The organism is Pseudomonas sp. LB3P81, from assembly GCF_054897965.1.
This window is the reverse complement of record NZ_JBUBVG010000001.1, coordinates 684,325-698,281: the sequence shown is the minus strand read 5'-3', so window position 1 is coordinate 698,281 and position 13,957 is coordinate 684,325. Positions and strand designations below refer to the sequence as shown.

Genomic DNA, 13,957 nt, shown 5'->3' with positions numbered 1-13,957 from the left:
AAACAATCGGGTGCCAATCACAGGACACAGAGCCAGTCGATGCAGTTTCTAGACGATAGCCACGGGTGTGCCGGTTGGCACGGCGAAATGGCCGGGCGCATCCGCGCGTTCGACTGGAGCCGGACCGAACTGGGGAGCATCGACACCTGGCCCGCCAGCCTGTGCAGCGAGGTGCAGCTGTTGCTCGCCTCGCCACTGCCGATGGTGATGCTGTGGGGCCGCCCCGGCTACATGATCTATAACGATGCGTACTCGTTGTTCGCCGGTGGCCGGCATCCTTACCTGCTCGGCTCCCCAGTGGAGCTGGGCTGGCCGGAAGTCGCCGAGTTCAACCGGCATGTGGTCGATACCTGCCTGGCCGGCGGCACCTTGTCCTATCGCAACAAAGAGCTGGTGCTGTTGAGGGACGGCGTCCCCGAAGACGTCTGGCTGGACCTCTATTACAGCCCGGTAGCCAATGACAAAGGCGCGCCGGCCGGGGTCATGGCCATGGTGGTCGAAACCACTGACCATGTGATTTCCGAGCGCCGTCGCCAGGAAGCCGAAGATGCCTACCGCGCCGACAATGAGCGGGTGCGTCTGGCGTTGAATGCCGGTGCCTTGCTCGGCTCGTTCGTCTGGGACATCAAGGGCAATCTGCTCACCGGCGATGAACGTTTTGCCCGGACCTTTTCCTATCCGGCCGGGCATAACCTCGGCGATTTGCCGACGGACCTCGCTGAAGCGCGGATTCACCCCGACGACCGCAGTTGGGTCAACGAGCAGGTCAATCAATCCGTCACCACCGGCGAGCCCTTCAACGCCGAATACCGGATTCTGCGCCCTGACGGCAGCTACCTGTGGGTGCAGGCCAGCGGTTGCTGCGAGTTCGATGAGCAAGGCCAGCCATTTCGCTTTCCCGGGGTGTTGATCGACATCCATGAGCGCAAGACCGCCGAAGAATCCCTGCTCAAGTTCACCCGAAATCTGGAGCAGCGCGTCGCCGATGAAGTCGATGCGCGGCTGGCGGCGGAAGAACAACTGCGCCAGTCACAGAAACTCGAAGCCATCGGCGGACTCACGGGTGGCGTGGCCCATGACTTCAATAACCTGTTGCAGGTGATCGCCGGCAACCTGCACTTGCTGGCGCGGCATGAGCCAGACAATGCCAACGTGCAGCGCCGGGTCACCGCATCGATTGCGGCGGTGGAGCGTGGCGCAAAGCTGTCTTCGCAATTGCTCGCATTCGCCCGCCGTCAGCCGCTGTCGCCAGCGGTCTGTGACCCACGGAAAATCTTCGAAGGCCTCGGCGAACTGTTGCAACGGGCACTGGGAGAAACTATCCAGATTGATGTGCGGTTGCCTCAAGCGTCCTGGCGCATCAACGTCGATCGCAATCAACTGGAAAACGCCATTCTCAATCTGGCGATCAATGCCCGTGACGCCATGCAGGGTGAAGGGGTCATCGAACTGAGCGCCGAGAACGTCGTACTCGACCGAAAATTCTGCACGGGCAAGGGTATTTCGGCTGGCGATTATGTCCGCGTCGCCGTGGCCGATACCGGCACCGGCATGTCGCCGCAGGTGCTCGCGCAAGCGTTCGAACCGTTTTTCACCACCAAGGCCGATGGCCAGGGCACGGGGTTGGGGCTGAGCATGGTGTTCGGTTTCGTCAAACAGAGTGGCGGGCACATCGAGATGGCCAGCGTCGAAGGGCAGGGCACTCGGGTGCAGCTGTATTTTCCGCGGAGCCTGCGCCCGTTGCTCAGTGAAACAGCGACCCATGACGCGCAGCAACGCGGCGGCCATGAAACCATTCTGGTGGTCGAGGACAATGAAGCGGTGCGCGTTTCTGCGGTGGAATTGTTGAGCGAGGAGGGCTATCAGGTCCTGACCGCCTCCAACGGCGATGCCGCCATGCAGATGTTGCTGGACGGCGTGGCGGTGGAGCTGATTTTCACCGACGTGGTCATGCCCGGGCTGATCAAAAGTTCGGACCTGGCGGCCTGGGCCAAAGTGCAGACGCCACCGGTGGCGGTGCTGTTCACGTCCGGCCACACCCGTGACATTATTTCGCGCAATCACCAACTCAGCCCCGACACCTTTTTGCTGAGCAAACCCTATAGCCCCGAGTCGCTCACCCGGATGGTCCGCACCGTGCTCAACGGCTGAAACCGATCAAGTGTGGGAGCGGGCTTGCTCGCGAATCGGTTTATCAGGCGCAGTCGAGGGTGCGGCGGACCTTGTCCAGCTGCTCGCTGATCTGGAACGGTTTGATCAGCATGTCCATGCCATCGCCAAGGAACACCTGGCGGTTGAGGGCGTTTTCCGCGTAGCCGGTCATGAACAGGATCGGCAACCCTTCGCGCCAGCCACGGGCGACGTCCGCCAGTTCCCGGCCGTTCATGCGCGGCAGGCCCACGTCCGTCAGCATCAGATTGATGGAAGGGTCGTTTTGAGTGACATTTCTCGTATGAAATAGTTGTTTTCTCCCGCCGGATATTTTCATCCGCGCACACCGACTCCGTAGGAGCTGCCGCAGGCTGCGATCTTTTGATCTTGATTCCGGAATGTAAGCCACAATCAAGATCAAAAGATCGCAGCCTGCGGCAGCTCCTACATAATAGGCAGCCTGTCCAAGGCGGTTATTTACAAGCGCAAACAAAAAGACCGCATCCATGGAGGCGGTCTTTTTGTTTTGGCGCGGGTTACTTGCTCGGATGGGCGGCTTGCAGTTTTTTCGCCATATCCAGGTGCTTTTCCAGACCCGGCAACATTTTCTGTGCGAAACCTTTGAGTTCGGTAGCGCCTTTGACTTTGTCGTCGGTCACGGTGTTGGCTTCTTTCTTGAACAGCTCGATGGTTTCTTCGTGCGCCTTCACCTGATTGTTGGCGTAGGCGGCGTCGAACGATTCGTCACGCATGTCGAGGATCTTTTCCTTGGCCTGCTTCACCAGCGTCGTCTCATCTGGCACTTCGATATCATTTTTCTTCGCGATGGCCGCCAGTTCTTTATTCGCCTTGGAGTGATCGGCGATCATCATGTTGGCAAACGTCTTGATGTCAGCCGAGGCGCTTTTTTCCAGTGCCAGTTTGCTGGTTTCAATTTCCGCGATGCCGCCGGCGGCCGCGTTGTCGACGAAGTCATTGGAAGTGGCCGCGAAAGCCGCGCCCATGCTGGTGCTCAAGGCTACGGCCAAAGCGAGGTGGCGCAGGGTCAATCCGTCCATTGGTCATTCTCCACACAGGTTTTCATGGGCGATCAGGTGATCGTTAACCTGTGGAGGCCGACGGACGGGCAAAGGTTTTATCGGGTTTGCGACAGGACGACGAACGGACACCGCTGGTCTGATAGGCGGTCGACAGAACCGGCACACCGAGGCCATTCTGATAGTTGGTGAACGCAATCGATCGCGTTTGCCACCGATCAACAAACGGAGGTGTTCCATGCCGGTGCCACACGACCTTTATCAGGACTTGAAACTTTCAAAGGAAGATATCCAGCAAAAACGCACCAAGGATCCGTTACTGGATTCACTGATCAACAAGTATTCGCAGGCGGACGCCGAGGTGGTAAAGGCTGAAACCGCCCAATCGGATGCGCCCAGTGATGACGCACTGAAGAAGCTCAAGGAGAAGCGCTTGCAGGTCAAGGACAAGATCGTCCAACAACTCCAGTCGTCCTGACATGTCGCCCCAGCCACCGACGACCGGTGACTGAAAAATTGGAACGGCGATAAATCCCGGCACCTCGAATGATCAGAGTCCGACTGAACGACTCCATACGAGGTGCCCCATGACTGATCCGAAATTCCCCAGCGAAGAGCAGGGTGGCTACGACCCCATCCCCACACATCCCGAGCCATTGAGCCCGGGGCGCACCACCGTCAACCCTGAAGATGAGCCGGGTATCGACGAACTGCCGAACAACGAAGGTGCCATCCCCATGGACCAGGACGACGGCACCGACCTTGACCCGGAGCGCGTTCGTGAAGAAACCGATAACGCGGTGCGCGATGGCGAGATGGATCCTCGGTAAGCCAGTCACACACAATCCCCTGTGGGAGCGAGCCTGCTCGCGAAAGCGGTTATCCATCAAACATTGATGTTGATTGACACAACGCTTTCGCGAGCAGGCTCGCTCCCACATTTTGATTGGCGTTACTTCTGTAGGGCTGTGCTTAGCGGCAACCGCACCATGTGTTTGGCCTTCAACGACCCGAAATACAACCACTCCCCATACTCACGCACCGTAGTGATCGGCGAGTAATTGTCGCTGCTGCCGTCCTGCAGATTGGCAATCACCTTGCCCTCGACATCCAGCCCTAACGCAAACCCGCGTTTCTCCAGCGGTTTGGGCAGAATGGTCATCGCCCGCACGATCATCTTGCGCACGAAGGGATGCGCTGCCGTGGCATCGAGCAGTGCGTTGCGCGGGGCATACAGCGCCACCCAGAAACGGTCCCGGCCATTGAACGCGAGGTTGTCCGGCAGTCCCGGCAAGTTGTCGATAAACAGATCGTGAGTACCTGCTTTCGGCCCGCTGAGCCAGTAACGACTGATGCGATAGGCACCGGTTTCGTTGACCAGCACAAAAGCATCGTCCGGTCCCAGGGTCACGCCGTTGGCAAACTCCAGTTTATCCAGCAGGACCGCCGTTTTACCGGTCTGGAAGTCATAGCGCAGCAAGCGACCATCGCCGCCGTGCTCCATGATCGCCTCGCCATCGTGGCCGTATCCGAAGCGGCTGGAAGCATCACTGAAATAGGCGTAATGCCCGGACTTGTCGATGGCCACGTCGTCGGTGAAACCAAAGTCCACGCCATTCGCCGCCGTGGTCAACGCGATCAACCGGCCTTGAGCGTCCAGCGACAGCAAGCCCTTGACCCCGTCAGCGATCACCAGCAAACCATTGGGATGACGCGCCAGGCCCAGCGGCCGGCCGCCGGTGTCGGCCAGCACTTTGGTGACCTTGCCGTCGAGGCTGGTGCGAATCAGCCGGCCGTCGTGCAGGCCGGTGATGAGGACATTGTCCTCCAGCAGCAACGCTTCCGGCCCGTCGATATCGTCGGCGCCCACACGCTCCATACCTTTGAGGCGCTGATTGTCGGCGTACGGCCCACTGGTGAGTGAAGGCGCCGGTGGCGGCGTCCAGGCCACCGGTTGCACCTTGGTCGGCATCAGCAGCAGAAAGGCCGCAATGGCCACGACCACCAGCAACACGACATGGCGGAACTTGACGGTTCGACTCACACGGTGACTCCTGCTGGTGCCAGGTGCTTGTGGGCCATTTCGCGCAAGGCCAGCATCGACGCGGCTGATTCATGATTGATACGCCGCTTCAGCAATAGACGGTTGGCGATGCGCATCCCCAGGCCGCTGAACCGGTACTCCAGGGTGCGGACAAACCGCGTGCCGTCGCCCTCGGCCTCGCATTCGTAAGTCACCACCAACGACAGGCCATGATCGCCCTGAGCGTGAGCCCTCCAGCGACGACCCGGTAAATACTCGTTGACCGCCCAGCTCAAATGTCCCTCGCGCCCGCCGGCCCGGATGTCTTCTTCGAAGCGCATCCCGGCATGTAGCGGACCGCCATGGCCCTCGACCTTGAGCGACGAAGGGTGCCACTCCGGCCAGCGGGTCACGGTGCTGGCGTAGGCGAGCACGTCAATCGGGTTGCCGGCAATGTTGATCTGGTGCTGCATGCGGGTCATGGGCGTTCTCGTCGGGTGCAGGTAGGTCGGTTCGGGCTCCCAGTAAAGGGTGCCGAACAGGTAGTCCGTCAGTGGGAAAACGATGTTGAAATTGCGTTCCTGCATCAACTCCCGGCGGTGATGCAGTTCATGCAGACGGCGCATCTGACGGATCCACGGCCAGCGCGTCACCGGGTTCGAGGGCGGCAAGTGCTCGCAGGCATGGAACACTTCATAGGTCAGGTAACCGAGGACCAGGCAGCCGCCGACCAGACCGGCGACGTTGGCATCGAACTGCGCGAGCAACCACCAGACGGGCAGGGTGATGACGAGCGTATGCACCACGATTAGCCAGGCCGGAAACAGGATCACCCGCCAGTCGCGGGCGCTGTCGTAAGTCATGTGGCCGGGGGCGAAGAAGCTGTGATGGTCACCGGCATGGCGGGCATAGAACATCCGCGCAAAGCTTTTTTTGTGATGACCCAAGTGGCGATGCACCGTGTACACGCCGAAGTTGAAGAACAACAACGTCAGCGGCACTGCCAGCCATTCCAGCGGCAGCACTTGATGCCCGGTGCTCCAGAATGCCCCAATGGCCAGCAAACCGAACAGCAGCACAAAGCCGCCGTGCAGCCAGGGGTTGTAGCGTGGATGAATGTCAGCGCGATAGCGGGTGCGAAAAGCCTCGGTGGTCTGCCTCACTGCGTTCACCTGTGGTTATTGTTGTCCCAGCAGATTAGACGATCCCGCCGTTTCCGGAGGGCCGAAGCCAGAAGACACAAACGCCATGTTCCGGTGTAAACCGGACTCAGGTCAGCGGGTTCCAGCGTTGCGACCAGTCATCGTCGGACTGGATGACTTCGCGCAGCAGGTCGAAGGCGTGTTGCAGGGTCGCCGAGTCACGGTCGCGGGAGTAAACCAGATAGGTCGGGTAGTTGAATTCCGGGGCTTTCGGCACTTGTTCCAATACACCGCTTTCCAGGTAGCTTTGCACCACCCGGGTACGAAAGTAGCCACTGCCGCCGTTTTCCAGAATGTACTGCAAGGCCAGGGGGCCGAGGTTGAAGCTCAGCGCCGCTTTGGCTTTCTCCGGTAACGCGGCATCGTGCTGACGGCGAAAGTCCTGGCCCCAGTCGATGTACACGTAGGGATCAGGCTTTCTGGCCAGGCGCACCAGAATCAGTTTTTCTTCCAGCACCTGCTCGACTTGCAGGCGTGGCCAATATTCGGGCTGATAGACCAGCGCCGCGTCCAGCACTCCCAGTTCCAGTTGGCGCAGCAGGTTTTCGCCGTCGCGGATCTCCATGCGCAGCGCGTGGCCGGGAATCTTCTCCCGCAGTTCACCGGCCCAACTGAGCATCAACGGGTTGCACAGACTGACTTCGCCGCCGATGTGCAGTACGTCGTGGTAGCCCTCAGGCAACGGCAAGTCCCGGCGTGCGGCTTCCCAGGTTTCGACCAGTTGATTGGCGTAGACCACAAAGGCTTCGCCGTTCGGGGTCAAACGAGCACCGGCGCGGTTACGCACGAATAGCGTGCTGCCCAGCTGGTTTTCGAGTTTCTGTACACGCGCAGTGATCGCGGTCTGGGTGACGTGGAGTTTTTCCGCTGCGGCGGCGAGGCTGCCGTGGCGGACGATTTCCAGAAAGGTACGGGCGAGGTCGATGTCCATGGGGAGGCCGGTTTGGGGGGTGTGGGCATTGTAAGCGGATACTGCGGGGCTCGTTTGTGTGGCGGTTGCGCGGTATTTCTTTTGTTGAATGGGTACATATCCGTTTCCGCGGTAACGGCTGCTGGCGGTTTCGCCCTGACGGCGAGTCACTTGGAAGAGCCCCAAGTAACCAAGGGCTTTTGCCCCTTTCGTTCGGTGCCTCGCTAGTGCTCGGCATGCCCTCGCTCCGGTCCTGCTCCGTGGGCCCGCCGCGATCGGCCATCCATGGCCGTGCGCGGCTAACCCGGCATCCATGCCGGGTTGCCCACTGCGCAGAACCTGCGCTAGGCCTCTCGAGGGGGCGGGCACCGCAACAGCACCGCGAGGCGGCCTGCCAGCCGACCTGATTTCAGGTGTACGCGTTCCCCTGTAGGAGCTGGCTTGCCTGCGATGGACGTGAACGATAACGCGTGCTGTCTGAATGCACGCAGTGCCCAGACGATTTTCGCGAGTAAGCTCGCTCCTACAGTTTTCAGTGGCTCTGGTTCTGGCTCTGGCTCTGGCTCTGGCTTTGGTTTTTGATCTTGATCTTGATCTGCCCCGGAGCGAGGGCATGCCGAGCCTAGGCGAGGCACCGTACGTCAGGGGCGCTGGCGCTTGGTTACTTGGCGCTTTTCCAAGTGACCCGCTGTAAAAGCGGAACCATAAGCGGCCGTTACCGCAGCAACGGATATGTACACCATAAAAAAACTCGTCGCCTGACACACAGCCATCGCAGGCAAGCCAGCTCCCACAGGGTTTCGGGTACATCCGCAAGGTCAGGTCAGCCATCTGCCTCATGACCGAAATGCACGGCAGCAGAGTCCGGCGAGGCATTCCCCTTGGTTAACACAGGCAGCGCTCTCAACGGTTCAATTCAAAACGTAAAACACGAACAGCCAAACGCTCCCCAGAATCCCTGAAAGTCACTGACCGGTGCCGAGGACAATCGCGCCCGATCATGGCTGTGAGCATGCACCGCGCAAGCCCCGACGCATTGATGAGCCTGCGCCGTCATCGGCGCCAACGGTTTCCAATGGCCGGGCACGTTCACCACCGGTGACCATTCCGGCACCACCGGCACGGGGGGCGGACCAAGTTTCTCGAACTCGACGCTGCCATAGACGATCTTGCCATCGACAATCGTCAGCACCGACTCGATCCATTTCACCGCCTCATCCTCGATATGGAAATAGTCCGCCGACAGTGCAATCAAATCCGCCAGTTGCCCGACCTTGATCTGGCCTTTCTTGCCTTGCTCGGAAGAAAACCAGGCACTGCCGTGGGTGAACAGCTCCAGTGCGGTGTCACGGCTCAAGCCTTGCGGGTACAGCGCCAGACCACCAACGGTGCGCCCGCTGATCAGCCAATACATCGACGTCCAGGGGTTGTAGCTCGACACCCGCGTGGCATCGGTGCCGGCGCCAACGGGAACGCCTTCGGCGAGCATCCGTGCGATCGGTGGCGTGTGCTCGGCGGCCTTGGCGCCGTAGCGGTCGACAAAGTACTCGCCCTGAAACGCCATGCGATCCTGGATCGCGATCCCGCCGCCCAAGGCTTTGACCCGCTCGATGTTTTGCGGGGTGATGGTTTCGGCGTGATCGAAAAACCATGGCAAGCCGTCGAACGGAATGTCGCGATTGACCTTCTCGAACACATCGAGCATGCGACTGATGGATTCGTTGTAGGTGGCGTGCAGGCGGAATGGCCAGCGTTGCTCGACGAGGTGGCGAACCACCGGCTCCAGTTCCTGTTCCATGGTTAGCGGCAGGTCCGGACGCGGCTCGAGAAAGTCTTCGAAATCCGCTGCCGAAAACACCAGCATTTCTCCGGCGCCGTTGTGTCGCAGAAAGTCGTCGCCCTGGCCGTAATGGGAGGTGCTGGTCCAGTTTTTGAAGTCGGTCAGCTCTTCCTTGGGTTTCTGGGTGAACAGGTTGTAGGCGATGCGCACTGTGAGCTGTTGGTCCTTGGCCAGTTGCTGAATGACTTGATAGTCGTCCGGATAATTCTGATAACCACCGCCGGCGTCGATGGCGCTGGTGACACCAAGGCGATTGAGTTCGCGCATGAATTGCCGGGTCGAATTGACCTGGTATTCCAGTGGCAGTTTCGGTCCCTTGGCCAGGGTCGAGTAGAGAATCATCGCGTTGGGGCGGGCGATCAGCATGCCGGTCGGGTCGCCATTGGCGTCGCGCTGGATTTCACCGCCGGGCGGGTTCGGCGTGTCGCGGGTGTAGCCGACCACTTTCAATGCGGCGCGGTTGAGCAGGGCGCGGTCGTAGAGGTGCAGCACGAACACCGGCGTGTCCGGTGCCGCTGTATTCAGTTCATCAATGGTTGGCAGGCGTTTTTCGGCGAACTGGAATTCGTTCCAGCCACCGACGACCCGTACCCATTGCGGCGTGGGTGTGCGGTCGGCCTGATCCTTGAGCATGCGCAGGGCATCGACCAGCGACGGCACGCCTTCCCAACGCAGTTCCAGGTTGTAATTCAAACCGCCACGGATCAGGTGCAAGTGCGAGTCGTTGAGGCCGGGAATCACCGTGCGTCCGTGCAGGTCAATAATTTGCGTGCCGGGGCCTTGTAACGCCATGGCTTGAGCGTCGCTGCCGACCACCACGAAGCGTCCGTCCTTGATCGCGACGGCACTGGCCTGGGGTTTCTTGCGATCGACGGTGTGCAGGCGTCCGTTGTAAAGAATGAGGTCGGCCGGAGTCTCTGGCATGGTTTTACTCCCTGCGAATAGAGGGCTGATCCAGGCACCGACGGCACCTGCCGAAAGGCCTTGCAGTACATGTCGGCGGTTGAAACCGTCGTGGTCGTCAGGCGGGCTCATGGCAGTGTTCTCCGCTCGGTTCTTTCATAGAAAAAAAGGGGGACAGAACAGCCGATGTCTGACGCATGCGGCCAGAAGGAATATAGACCGCAAATCCGCAGGGGGCGGTTTTCCAAAGGTGAAAAACGACGAATCCCGCCACAAGGGGCGGGATTCGTATGCAGCCAGAGAGGCTCCCGAGAACGGGAGCCGCCATCTTATGCCGGGAACAGCTCGGACAGTTTCATCGCCAGCATCATGTCGCCTTCAGCGCGCAGTTTGCCGCCCATGAACGCCTGCATGCCGTCGGTCGAACCGTCAACGATGCCTTCCAGGGTTTCGCCGTCCATCACCAGAGTGACCTGGGCGTCCGGGTTCTCACCTTCCTGCAGTTCGCAGGTGCTGTCTTTGACAATCAGCGAGAAGTTCTTGGTGTCGTCGATGCGGAAACCGAAAACCAGGTCCAGACCGGCAGCAGCGGCTGGGTTGAACTTGGCTTTCATTGCTTGTACGGCATCAGCTACGGAGGTCATGGTTCGATCCTTTCTTGGGTAATTAGAGCTGGGTGATTACAGCCAGGGTCACAATAGTCCGGACTCAGCGAAACGTGATGAGTTCCGGTGCTTTCAACAGTTGCAGATGCGCATGATTGTTGAAAGAAGCCAGTGCCACCTCGCGACCACGAAACTTCAGTTGGTTGAGCGAGGTGTTGACGATTTGCCAGTTAAGTTCAAACGCCTGGCGAGCAGGCATTTGCGTAATCAGGTGGAGCAGGGCAGTGATGGTGCCGCCGGAGGTGAACACGGCGATTTTCTGGGTGTTGTCGGCGCTTTCGAGGATTCGGTGCAGACCGGCCTGCACCCGTTCGACAAAACCCAGCCAGCTTTCAAGGCCCGGGGTGTCATACGTACCGGCCAGCCAGCGCTCGATGATCAGGGCGAAAATACGCTGGAACTCGGCACGGTTTTGCGCGGCATTGCGCAGGATCTCCAGCGCTTCGGGCTCGTCGTCGAGCATGGCCGGCAGCAGCGCACGGATCACCGCATCGGCATCGAATTCATTGAAGGCGGAATCGGTTTCCACAATCGGCACCGGCAGCCCCGCAGCGGCGAACTGTTCCAGCGCACTGCTGGCGGTATGTTGCTGGCGGCGCAGATCGCCCGAGAGGCAGCGATCAAAGCGGATGCCCAGCCCGGCGAGGTGCTGGCCGAGGACTTCTGCCTGGCGAATACCGGTCGGTGACAGGACGTCATAGTCGTCTGCACCGAAGGAGGCCTGGCCATGTCGAATCAAATAGATACTGCCCACGTCCGCGTCATCCCGGTACGTTGAAGGTTTGGCGAGGTTATGAGGATGACGGTGAGCTGTCAATGAAAAAACATACGCTTGTTTGAAATGCCCGTTACAGCCTGTTGCCAGAGGTTTCACGGCTGGCCGCCGGGCCGGCGCATGGGTATGCTGATGTTATCCCGCGCGCGTTTATGCAGCGCATTGTACTGAAGGAGCCACTGTGGAGTTTTTGTCCGAGTACGCCAGTTTCCTGGCTAAAACCGTGACGCTGGTGATCGCCATTCTGGTGGTCATGGCCAGTTTCGCGTCGTTGCGCAGCAAAGGTCGGCGCAAGTCGGCCGGTCAGCTGCAAGTCAGCAAACTCAATGATTTCTACAAAGGGCTGCGTGAACGCCTGGAGCAGACCTTGCTCGACAAGGACCAGCTCAAGGCCTTGCGCAAGGTCGAAGCTAAAACCGAGAAAAAGCAGAAGAAAAAACCCGAGGCCAAATCCCGGGTGTTCGTGCTGGATTTCGATGGCGACATCAAGGCCTCGGCCACTGAAAGCCTGCGCCACGAAATCACCGCGCTGCTGACCCTGGCCACGCCAAAGGATGAAGTGGTGCTGCGTCTGGAGAGCGGTGGCGGCATGGTTCACAGCTACGGCCTGGCGTCTTCGCAACTGGCGCGCATCCGTGACGCTGGCGTGCCACTGACGGTGTGCATCGACAAGGTCGCGGCCAGTGGCGGCTACATGATGGCGTGCATCGGCGAGAAGATCATCAGCGCGCCGTTCGCCATCCTCGGCTCGATCGGCGTGGTGGCGCAGTTGCCAAACGTCAATCGCCTGCTGAGAAAGCACGACATCGACTTTGAAGTCCTCACCGCCGGCGAATACAAACGCACCCTGACCGTGTTTGGCGAAAACACCGAAAAGGGCCGCGAGAAATTTCAGGAAGACCTGGACGTCACCCATCAGCTGTTCAAGAACTTCGTTTCCCGCTATCGCCCGCAACTGGCCATCGACGAAGTGGCGACCGGCGAAATCTGGCTCGGCGTTGCCGCGCTGGACAAGCAATTGGTGGACGAACTCAAGACCAGCGACGAATACCTCGCCGAACGGGCCAAGAAGTCGGAGCTTTACCACTTGCACTACGCCGAACGCAAAAGCCTGCAGGAGCGCATCGGCATGGCGGCCAGCGGCTCGGTCGATCGCGTGTTACTGACCTGGTGGAGCCGATTGACGCAGCAGCGTTTCTGGTAAGCCGCACCAAGGGTCTTGTTGCCGGGATCAGCACAAGACCCTATTACACGCTGAGTCGAATCAGCGGTGGTACATATCTATTTTAAAGGCTCGTAATGTTGGTGTTTTAAAGCGCATTCCCATTGGGTATTTGCGCTTTTTTCAAGAGAAGTTCGATCTTAAGCTGACTGTTCCTATCAGTTTCAAGGTCGTTCAACATGGATGTAAAAACGAGCAATACAACACTGCCTGCCATAACGCCTGCTCAACAAGGCGTTTATTTTGACTTGATTAAGAAGCAGACGCCTTCCTGGCTGCTGGAATCCTCAGCCGATTTACGGAGCGAACTGTATAAAAGTCTGAAAGCCAGTTATCAAACGCGCCGTGCGGCGCTTGACGATTTGCAGGCGTTTAAATCTCCGGAATCATTTTGCGCACCGTTATTGGCCAAGGCCATGACGGACAAACTGGGCGAACCCTTCGATGTGGAGGGTGTGGTTTTTCAGCATGTCCGCTCGACTTCAAGCTTGCTTGGCTTGCGAAAGAAACTGGTTTTGCCCATTGGCCGGGACCTGTTGAGGGCCGCCTGTGAGAACTTCGAAGATTCCGAAACTCAGGCAGGCAACTATCACGACAGTTCATTGATTTATGTGCCGGAGCATATTACCGGCCGACCTAACAAAGTTATTTCAATTCATCCGCATGAATTTGCCCAGCTTTGTCGCACGCTGGATTTGGGTAAGCAGTATCAGGATCATGTTAAAGCGCTGTTCGGTGATGGAACGCAAGCGGGTGCTTTGCGCGACAAGTATGTGGCGTGCGCGAAAGATCAGTTTGAAGTCGCCAGGCATATCGCTTTAATGAAAAAGCATATCAGCGCTGATGTTTATCAGATGCTGAAGTCGGTAACGGATGTCAGTCCGTCGATCACTCTGGGTAAAAACACGCTGAGTTTTTAACGTCTGGAAATCTTCGGCGTCAAGTTGAATGGCCCGATGTTCATAGGGCCTGTCAGTGACCCTGCAGACGATGATTACCGTTGCGTGGTTTACATGCCGGATGATCCGGTGCACCCCTTGAAGGAGTACGTGTCGTTCACCCGCTGCGAGGTGGAGTTGATCAATCGCCTGAAAACCCCGGAATTTCGCAACTTTTTCCTGCGTTTCATCGCGCTGGAAGATCGTGACATTTTTTTCAAGGGGGTGGACAAGAAGATTCTGAATCCACCAAAAACGCCGTTTCCCTCGACGAGCGTCTACGCCAATGTC

At 58.9% G+C, this 13,957-nt stretch carries 11 protein-coding genes and 2 pseudogenes; 5 read left to right on the top strand and 8 right to left on the bottom strand.

Going from position 1 to position 13,957, the window contains the following annotated elements; all coding sequences use genetic code 11:
• The first annotated feature begins 39 nt into the window (after window positions 1-39).
• Complete coding sequence (locus tag ACYZTL_RS03125) at window positions 40-2,151, top strand: hybrid sensor histidine kinase/response regulator (protein WP_461950534.1); 2,112 nt, start codon at window positions 40-42, stop codon at window positions 2,149-2,151.
• 43 nt (window positions 2,152-2,194) lie between these two features.
• Here ACYZTL_RS03125 and ACYZTL_RS03120 read toward each other — a convergent pair.
• Both ACYZTL_RS03120 and ACYZTL_RS03115 read right to left on the bottom strand, forming a co-directional pair.
• Window positions 2,195-2,437 (bottom strand): annotated as a pseudogene (locus ACYZTL_RS03120) (response regulator); the annotation flags it as partial.
• A 250-nt stretch (window positions 2,438-2,687) separates the two neighbouring features.
• Window positions 2,688-3,209, bottom strand: coding sequence for a DUF4142 domain-containing protein (locus ACYZTL_RS03115; RefSeq protein WP_461950533.1), 522 nt, complete (start codon window positions 3,207-3,209; stop codon window positions 2,688-2,690).
• 217 nt (window positions 3,210-3,426) lie between these two features.
• Between ACYZTL_RS03115 and ACYZTL_RS03110 the strand changes: the two genes are divergently transcribed.
• A complete protein-coding gene (locus ACYZTL_RS03110) occupies window positions 3,427-3,666 on the top strand; it encodes a DUF465 domain-containing protein (RefSeq protein WP_214382902.1) in 240 nt (79 codons plus the stop codon).
• Between the two features lie 109 nt (window positions 3,667-3,775).
• Window positions 3,776-4,018, top strand: a complete 243-nt coding sequence (locus ACYZTL_RS03105; protein WP_461950532.1) for a hypothetical protein — start codon at window positions 3,776-3,778, stop codon at window positions 4,016-4,018.
• Between the two features lie 122 nt (window positions 4,019-4,140).
• Here the strand turns inward: ACYZTL_RS03105 and ACYZTL_RS03100 are convergent, their stop codons facing one another.
• The 6 genes from ACYZTL_RS03100 to ACYZTL_RS03075 form a co-directional block, all read right to left on the bottom strand.
• On the bottom strand, window positions 4,141-5,232 hold the full coding sequence (locus tag ACYZTL_RS03100) for an SMP-30/gluconolactonase/LRE family protein (protein WP_461950531.1): 1,092 nt from the start codon (window positions 5,230-5,232) through the stop codon (window positions 4,141-4,143).
• Window positions 5,229-6,374, bottom strand: a complete 1,146-nt coding sequence (locus ACYZTL_RS03095; RefSeq protein WP_461950530.1) for an SRPBCC family protein — start codon at window positions 6,372-6,374, stop codon at window positions 5,229-5,231. Before ACYZTL_RS03095 ends, ACYZTL_RS03100 begins: the two co-directional genes overlap by 4 nt.
• 106 nt (window positions 6,375-6,480) lie before the next feature.
• Window positions 6,481-7,344 carry a LysR family transcriptional regulator gene (locus ACYZTL_RS03090; protein WP_461950529.1) on the bottom strand — a complete coding sequence of 288 codons (864 nt, stop codon included), beginning with the start codon at window positions 7,342-7,344 and terminating at the stop codon, window positions 6,481-6,483.
• A gap of 895 nt (window positions 7,345-8,239) precedes the next feature.
• Window positions 8,240-10,087 (bottom strand): amidohydrolase, encoded by a 1,848-nt coding sequence (locus ACYZTL_RS03085; RefSeq protein WP_461954244.1) that lies wholly within the window; start codon window positions 10,085-10,087, stop codon window positions 8,240-8,242.
• A 308-nt stretch (window positions 10,088-10,395) separates the two neighbouring features.
• The gene (locus ACYZTL_RS03080) at window positions 10,396-10,710 is read right to left on the bottom strand and encodes an SCP2 sterol-binding domain-containing protein (RefSeq protein ID WP_223545087.1); all 315 of its coding nucleotides are present in this window, start codon (window positions 10,708-10,710) and stop codon (window positions 10,396-10,398) included.
• A 64-nt stretch (window positions 10,711-10,774) separates the two neighbouring features.
• Entirely contained in the window at window positions 10,775-11,485 is a 711-nt protein-coding gene (locus tag ACYZTL_RS03075; RefSeq protein WP_461950528.1) for a histidine phosphatase family protein, read from the bottom strand.
• A gap of 202 nt (window positions 11,486-11,687) precedes the next feature.
• Here ACYZTL_RS03075 and sohB point away from each other — a divergent pair, with 202 nt between their 5' ends.
• Complete coding sequence (gene sohB / locus ACYZTL_RS03070; protein WP_461950527.1) at window positions 11,688-12,710, top strand: protease SohB; 1,023 nt, start codon at window positions 11,688-11,690, stop codon at window positions 12,708-12,710.
• A gap of 197 nt (window positions 12,711-12,907) precedes the next feature.
• Window positions 12,908-13,852 (top strand): annotated as a pseudogene (locus ACYZTL_RS03065) (dermonecrotic toxin domain-containing protein); the annotation flags it as partial.
• Window positions 13,853-13,957 lie beyond the last annotated feature (105 nt).

What these genes read in the sequence shown, in the direction of transcription:
- ACYZTL_RS03125 (WP_461950534.1), top strand. Translation starts at nt 40, where the DNA reads ATGCAGTTTCTAGACGATAGCCACGGGTGTGCCGGTTGGCACGGCGAA.
- ACYZTL_RS03115 (WP_461950533.1), bottom strand. Translation starts at nt 3,209, where the DNA reads ATGGACGGATTGACCCTGCGCCACCTCGCTTTGGCCGTAGCCTTGAGC.
- ACYZTL_RS03110 (WP_214382902.1), top strand. Translation starts at nt 3,427, where the DNA reads ATGCCGGTGCCACACGACCTTTATCAGGACTTGAAACTTTCAAAGGAA.
- ACYZTL_RS03105 (WP_461950532.1), top strand. Translation starts at nt 3,776, where the DNA reads ATGACTGATCCGAAATTCCCCAGCGAAGAGCAGGGTGGCTACGACCCC.
- ACYZTL_RS03090 (WP_461950529.1), bottom strand. Translation starts at nt 7,344, where the DNA reads ATGGACATCGACCTCGCCCGTACCTTTCTGGAAATCGTCCGCCACGGC.
- ACYZTL_RS03085 (WP_461954244.1), bottom strand. Translation starts at nt 10,087, where the DNA reads ATGCCAGAGACTCCGGCCGACCTCATTCTTTACAACGGACGCCTGCAC.
- ACYZTL_RS03080 (WP_223545087.1), bottom strand. Translation starts at nt 10,710, where the DNA reads ATGACCTCCGTAGCTGATGCCGTACAAGCAATGAAAGCCAAGTTCAAC.